The organism is Psychromonas sp., assembly GCF_041586535.1.
GTDB lineage: Bacteria > Pseudomonadota > Gammaproteobacteria > Enterobacterales > Psychromonadaceae > Psychromonas.
The window spans coordinates 1-6390 of the sequence record NZ_JBFGZY010000182.1 but is presented as its reverse complement, the minus strand read 5'-3'; the positions used below and the strand labels follow the sequence as shown (position 1 = coordinate 6390).

4 protein-coding genes are annotated in these 6390 nt (G+C 44.5%); 1 reads left to right on the top strand and 3 read right to left on the bottom strand.

The genetic code is table 11. From position 1 onward, the window contains the following. Nucleotides 1-281: 281 nt before the first annotated feature. Nucleotides 282-647 (bottom strand): 1-acyl-sn-glycerol-3-phosphate acyltransferase, encoded by a 366-nt coding sequence (locus ABZA00_RS15815; RefSeq protein WP_372883119.1) that lies wholly within the window; start codon nucleotides 645-647, stop codon nucleotides 282-284. A gap of 52 nt (nucleotides 648-699) precedes the next feature. Here ABZA00_RS15815 and ABZA00_RS15810 point away from each other — a divergent pair, with 52 nt between their 5' ends. Next, complete coding sequence (locus tag ABZA00_RS15810) at nucleotides 700-1098, top strand: universal stress protein (protein ID WP_372883118.1); 399 nt, start codon at nucleotides 700-702, stop codon at nucleotides 1096-1098. Nucleotides 1099-1432: 334 nt separating this feature from the next. On the opposite strand, the gene ABZA00_RS15805 is transcribed toward ABZA00_RS15810, so the two are convergent. Then, nucleotides 1433-3076 (bottom strand): cation:proton antiporter, encoded by a 1644-nt coding sequence (locus tag ABZA00_RS15805; protein ID WP_372883117.1) that lies wholly within the window; start codon nucleotides 3074-3076, stop codon nucleotides 1433-1435. 6 nt (nucleotides 3077-3082) lie between these two features. Continuing rightward, nucleotides 3083-5806, bottom strand: a complete 2724-nt coding sequence (locus ABZA00_RS15800) for a cation-translocating P-type ATPase (RefSeq protein WP_372883116.1) — start codon at nucleotides 5804-5806, stop codon at nucleotides 3083-3085. Nucleotides 5807-6390: the final 584 nt, after the last annotated feature.

Below are 6390 nucleotides of genomic sequence, written 5' to 3'. Positions count from 1 at the left end.
GCGCAGGAGGGGCTACGATAGAAACTTTGAAAAATTATGTGGATAGTCAATCCACACCTGCATGATTTAAAGTGCTACTACACTGTCGCCTTATATCCCCGCCCTAAAAAGAAGGGCGAGGGTTTACGGCTATTTTGCTAACTTCGTTTTTTCATTAATTTGCTATCTGGTGATTCCTGATGCAATAACACAATACTTTCACCTTTCGGCGGATCTTTAATACTCTGAGAACAACCACCCCTCTATCAGATTGGTTTTAATAACGGCTTCCTCGACAGCGTTTAAGCTGTTAATCTCCCAGCATGGCTTGTGCCCAACCAATCAAGAGCATTACGACTAATTGCCTCCTCCGGGAACAGCGCAACAACTTCGCCCTTATCTAAAATAGATGCAGTTATACGCAGTGAACGTTTAACGAAAGCCGATGATTCGATCGCAATACAAACCAGCGCCTTAAAAAAACAAGATAAGTACCAGAGTGAGAATATTGTTTTATCCATTACAAAACGCAGCGGACGTGGGCAAGCTGGAAAGGTGACCAAATGAATCTCGCCACCTTTTTCATAAAAATATTTATCAAAGTAGATACGATGTTCCACCATATACAGCGAGTGGGTAAAATCGCTTATTAAAAAATAAGAACTCAAGAGTCGTGCTAGACTTAAATGAAATAGAGGATAGCTAATTGGGAGAAATGTAATGAGTTATAAGCATATATTAGTAGCTGTTGATCTATCCGAATCTAGTAAGGCAGTTATCGATAAAGCCGTCTCGTTAGCTAAAGACGATAATTGTAAGCTGTCGTTTGTTTTTGTAGATGTGGATAAGGTCGCCCCCGTCCGAAAAGAAGATCTGATATTGCAGAACAAGTTACAAACACTGGCAGAGCAGAGCGGTTATCCGATTACAGAGACCTTATTCGTAATAGGCGATCTTCATATAAAACTAGCGGCAATCGTTAAAGAGATGGATATTGATTTAGTTGTTTGTGGCCACCACCATAAATTTTTAAGTCGTCTATTCTCAACAGTGCCTAAAATAATTAATGCCGTTACTACTGATATATTAATTGTTTGCCTTGAAAATAATGACGGATAATTAACGGGAACTTTGTTGTTACTGACTGGTTGGCGGAAATCACGAATTACAGAGAGTTGGTTTATCAAAGTTATTTGGGACATATGACTTCTTCTCAATATAAAAAGAAGTATATGATCACAGATAAATGAGATCTACAAATCGATCTTTTCTCAAATCAGGATCTATTGAAACGAGTCACACTAACAAACACTTAACACCAAAAAAGATAACAAAAAATCAAAATAAAGATCTAACTTCATAAACTTGCCCTTGAGGGGACACTCTCTCATCCATATTTTTGTCAGTCATTTGAACCACCTTTTATTTCCTGCTGCACTCCTTGCTTTGAAAATCACATCGCATCCAGCTTTATTAATTGCTGCGCCGCATGCTGAGCAGCATATTCGTGAACCATGATCAGAACAGCACCATGCCGGGTAATTTTCTCAACATTGTATTTGTCATGGACGGTAAAAGCTGACTTGCCACTGTAGCCTATTTCATGGAGGTGCTGTGACAGGGTCTGGCTGATATACTTGTCATGCATCGCTCCTATTACCCATTTAGTATTTTGCAACGGCAGCATTGCGATAAACTCCTCATCTTCCGCATCCCCGTAACGTGCCTCCATGCCCGTTAATTTCGCCCGTCTAACCGCTTCCGGATCAAAATCAACCGCTAAAACGGAATAACCTTTAAACATAAAAACATTAACCAGCGTTCGGCCAAAACGCCCTAACCCAAAGACAATAATATCAAAAGATTCATTTGTGCCTTGCTGGCTGGAAAGCATTTCCCGGTTCGGCCTTTTTTTCTCGAAAATACCCAGTAAAGGTAAGAGCTTCTGATACAATCCCTGTGAATACAAAATCATATAGGTAGATGCACTGATGGTGATCAGCCCTACCAGCGTGATAACCCCGAGAATATCCGCGTTGATATGCCCGAGGGAAACCCCCAGCGCGCCCAGAATCAAAGAGAATTCGCTGATTTGCGCAACGGTCAGACCGGCGAGAAAGCCGGTGCGTTTACGATACCCCATAACGCCCATAATAATCATGACAATCAGCGGATTACCGACAAGCACAAACAATGAAAAGAGCAGTGCTTCGCTGAACTGTCCGGCCACGGCAGAGAGATCCAGAGTGGCCCCCAAGTCGACAAAAAAGAACAATAACAAGAAATCCCGTAACCCGACCAGTCTCGCTCCGAGCACATCTCGATAAGGAGTAGAGGCAAGAGAAACACCGGCAACAAAGGCGCCGACTTCTTTACTGAATCCCATATAATGACCTAACGCCCCCAATGAAACGGCCCAGGCAATTGAAAACAGCAGCAACAGTTCTTTTGATTGAGCTAACATGTTGAGCAGTCGGGTCAACAGATAGCGCATCAGCAGGCCGACAATGACAACAAAAATAAAGCCATTAAATAAAATGCTTAATACATTTGGGCCGATGGTACCCGGAACCTTAGCGCCACTCAGTGCGTTAAGCACAATCATCGCCACGATAACCAGCAGATCCTGCACAATTAGAAAACCGATAGCGATTCGCCCATGCAGTGAATCGACCTCGCGTTTATCGGATAACAGTTTCACTATGATGATGGTACTGGAAAATGTCAGGGCAACGGCAATATAAATGGCTTCGAGTTGATCAAAGTTAAGCAGCAGCGCAATCAGATAACCAAACAGAGAAGTAAAAAGTACTTGCCCTATCCCCGTTGCCAGCGCCACCGCACCCATAGTGCGGATAATATGTAAATCGAGCTTCAGACCGACGATAAACAGCAGCAGCGAAATACCCAGCTTTGCCAGTAAATCCAGCTGATCATTAACTGTTACCCAGCCTAAAGAAGAGGGACCGAGAATAATCCCGACTGCGATAAAGCTGACTATCAGAGGCTGCTTGAGCTTTATTGCCAACATCCCTAAAATAGAAGCAATAAACAATATTAAAGCAATTATTGAGAAAATATCATCGATTTCAAACATCTCTGATCAGCTCCGTGTGAAAGAGTTAAAACATCTTTTTTTGCCTTTTAGATTACGCTGCAGCGCTTTCTCAATTTCAACTATAAACAGGACAGGCAAGGTACTGAAAATAATAATCAGCCAATCTTTAATGCCGATGCTTTCCAGCCCGAACAAACGTTGCGATGCAGGAAAATAACTGAAGGCTAACTGCAATACAATCACTCCGAAACATGCCATCAGCACCGGTCGGCTACCCGCGAAAAAATCACGGGTAAAGATCGATTGGGTGAGAAAGCGGCAATTAAACAGATAGAAGAGTTCCACCATTACCAACGCATTCACAGAAATAGTGCGTGCAAACTCGATTGTCACCCCAAGGGTGCGGTAATAATAGAATAAGGAGAAAACGATAAACGCCCCCAAGCCACCAACGAGCAGCATCCTCAATAAGATTGACACAGACAATAACCCCTGTCCGAAAGGCCGCGGCGGTTTATTCATAATACCGCTCTCGGAACGTTCAAATGCTAAGGAAAGTGCCAGTGTGACGGCGGTAATCATATTGATCCATAGAATCTGGGCGGGCGTGATAGGCAACATTCTGCCTAACATAATAGCAGTAAAAATAACCAGCGCTTCAGCAAGGTTGGTCGGCAATATAAAGATAATCGATTTAACAATGTTGTCATACACGGTGCGTCCTTCACTGACGGCTTTGACAATCGTACTGAAGTTGTCATCCGTTAAAATAAAATCAGCAGCCTCTTTTGCGGCATCAGTGCCTTTTAGCCCCATTGCAACGCCGATGCTGGCTTTTTTCAATGCAGGCGCGTCGTTGACCCCATCACCCGTCATCGCCACGACGTGACGATTTTGTTGCAGCGCACTGACCAGCTGCAGTTTGTTTGCGGGGCTGGTTCGCGCAAAAATCTCTGTATTTTCAACCGCCTTAATTAATTGCTCCGGATTTAAATTATCGATCTCCTGCCCGGTCATCACATGTTCAACATTGAGCCCCAATTCCCTGCCGATAGCGGCTGCGGTGATCGGGTTATCCCCGGTAATCATCTTCACCCGGATCCCCGCCGCATGACACATTTTGATGCTCGAAATCGCTTCGGCTCTGGGCGGATCGCTGATCCCAACCAGTGCAACCATCACTAACTCGCCTTCCACATCCAGATGACTCAGCAAATCAGGTTTTTTATTATAGTCTTTAATGGCTAACGCCATAACCCGCATTCCCCGCTGCGCATAATCATTCATCGCCTGCTGCCAGCGGGACTTATCAATCTCTTGTAACCCATTTTCATCCAATTGATAGCGGGCATAACTCAGTAACCGCTCCGGTGCACCTTTGACCATCAGTCTGACCAGCCCCTCCTTATCATGGTGCAGGGTGGCCATATAACGCTTATCACTTTCAAATGGAATAATATCCATCCGCGGCCAGTCCTTAACAACCTGCTGCAGCGTTAAACCATGTTTCATCGCAAGTGTAAGCAATGCCCCCTCAGTGGGATCGCCATGCAGCACCCAATCATTATTTTCGTTGGTTAGATTCGCGTCATTACACAACATCGCGACTATACAGGCCTGGGTAAAGCAACTGTCATGATCGAGCAGCAGCTTTTGTGCAGTCGTACGCGACTCAATTGCCCCTTCAGGCTTGTAGCCTTCGCCACTGATTCGGTAATCGCCAAAAGAGGTAAACATTTCCCGTGCAGTCATCGCGTTTGCGGTTAAGGTGCCGGTTTTATCTGAGCAAATAACATCAACCGCACCTAACACTTCGACGGCAGGCAAGCGTCTTATCAAAGCACGATTTTTAGCCATACGCTGTACACCTATCGCCAGAGAGATCGTGACGACGGCGGGCAGACCTTCCGGAATAGAGGAAACTGCAATACCGATCGCCGCCTGAAACATTTCATTGGCAGGGTAATTGTGGATATAGATACCAAGGAGCATAGCGAGCGCAGATACAACAACAATACCTATGGTCAACTGATGGGCAAAACGGGCAAGCTGCTTTTGTAGCGGGGTCTGCAAAATTTCAACCTTACCAACTAAATCGCTAATTTCACCAATTTGTGTCTGCAGAGCAGTTTGCATCACCACGCCGCGTGCCAGACCGTAGGTCACCATGGTGCCCATAAAGGTCATATTTCTACGATCAGCTAAAGGCGTATCAACGGGCAGGATATCCTTATGTTTTCCAACCGGCTGGGCTTCTCCGGTTAATGCGGATTCATCACAATGAAAATCTTTGCAGTAAAACAGGCGAATATCGGCAGGCACCCGATCGCCCGCCTGAAGCATAACAACATCACCCGGTACAAGTTCAACACTGTCAATGGACTCAAGAACGCCACTACGAACAACCATAGAGTGAGTTTTAGTCATCGAGATAATGGCACGCAATGCATCTTCCGCCTTGCCTTCCTGAATAAACCCGACAATGGCATTGATTAAGACAACAGCAAAAATAACGCCACTGTCAACATAATGTTGCAGCGCCGTGCTGATCAGCGCACTGCCGAGCAAAACATAGATAAGCACATTATGAATCTGAAAAAGAAATCGTTTCCATGCCGGCTTGGGCGGTGCCAGCGGTAATCTGTTTTCTCCATACTCGGATCTGCGCTGTGCAACCGTTTCTTCGGACAGACCTTGTTCAGAGGTTTGCAGAGCATCAAACACTTCAGGCAGATCAAAAGCGTATGAGGTCTTAATCGTATTGGTCATGAACCCTCCTGATTACAAATGTATATCCGACCAGCCCGCGTGTTTTCTTGTGCAGCCTTTGTCTGTCTTCAATACAGTGTAAGCCATATTCAATATAGCAAGTGCCAGAAGCAGGTAAGAAACCTGTTTAATTTCTCACTTTGATGCATATTTAACGCAATTAACCTGTTCATCTTTCATCATAATTATCAACATCATAGGAAAATAATACAAAGCAGTCACCAGCACAAAAAAGTAATATACCCATGATACTTCAAGATGCAAAGTCAGAAAGGCAAATTGTGCCGAGATGCCAGGCATAAAATTGAAGTATAGTTATTCTACATAGAAATTTTATAACAAAGCAGATTGGTGCAATTAACCTTGCCCTACGGGGCGCTAGCTCGAAAACCAGTGCTGCGTTGCAGCAATCGAAAAGGGAATAACCATTACCTCATGTTGCGTCTTGCTCTGGTCTCCGAGCTCGTGCCTGACAAAGCATTTTGAAGTAACATGGGTATAAACAGGGCTTAACTTTTAGCTTGAAGCTCACCCAGCTAAAGCAAGGTGATTCTTGTCGTCAACGGTTTATGCATTGCAACATT

Bases quoted from the DNA above. Each gene is read 5' to 3' on its own strand.
- ABZA00_RS15810 (WP_372883118.1), top strand. From the start codon at position 700: ATGAGTTATAAGCATATATTAGTAGCTGTTGATCTATCCGAATCTAGT.
- ABZA00_RS15805 (WP_372883117.1), bottom strand. From the start codon at position 3,076: ATGTTTGAAATCGATGATATTTTCTCAATAATTGCTTTAATATTGTTT.
- ABZA00_RS15800 (WP_372883116.1), bottom strand. From the start codon at position 5,806: ATGACCAATACGATTAAGACCTCATACGCTTTTGATCTGCCTGAAGTG.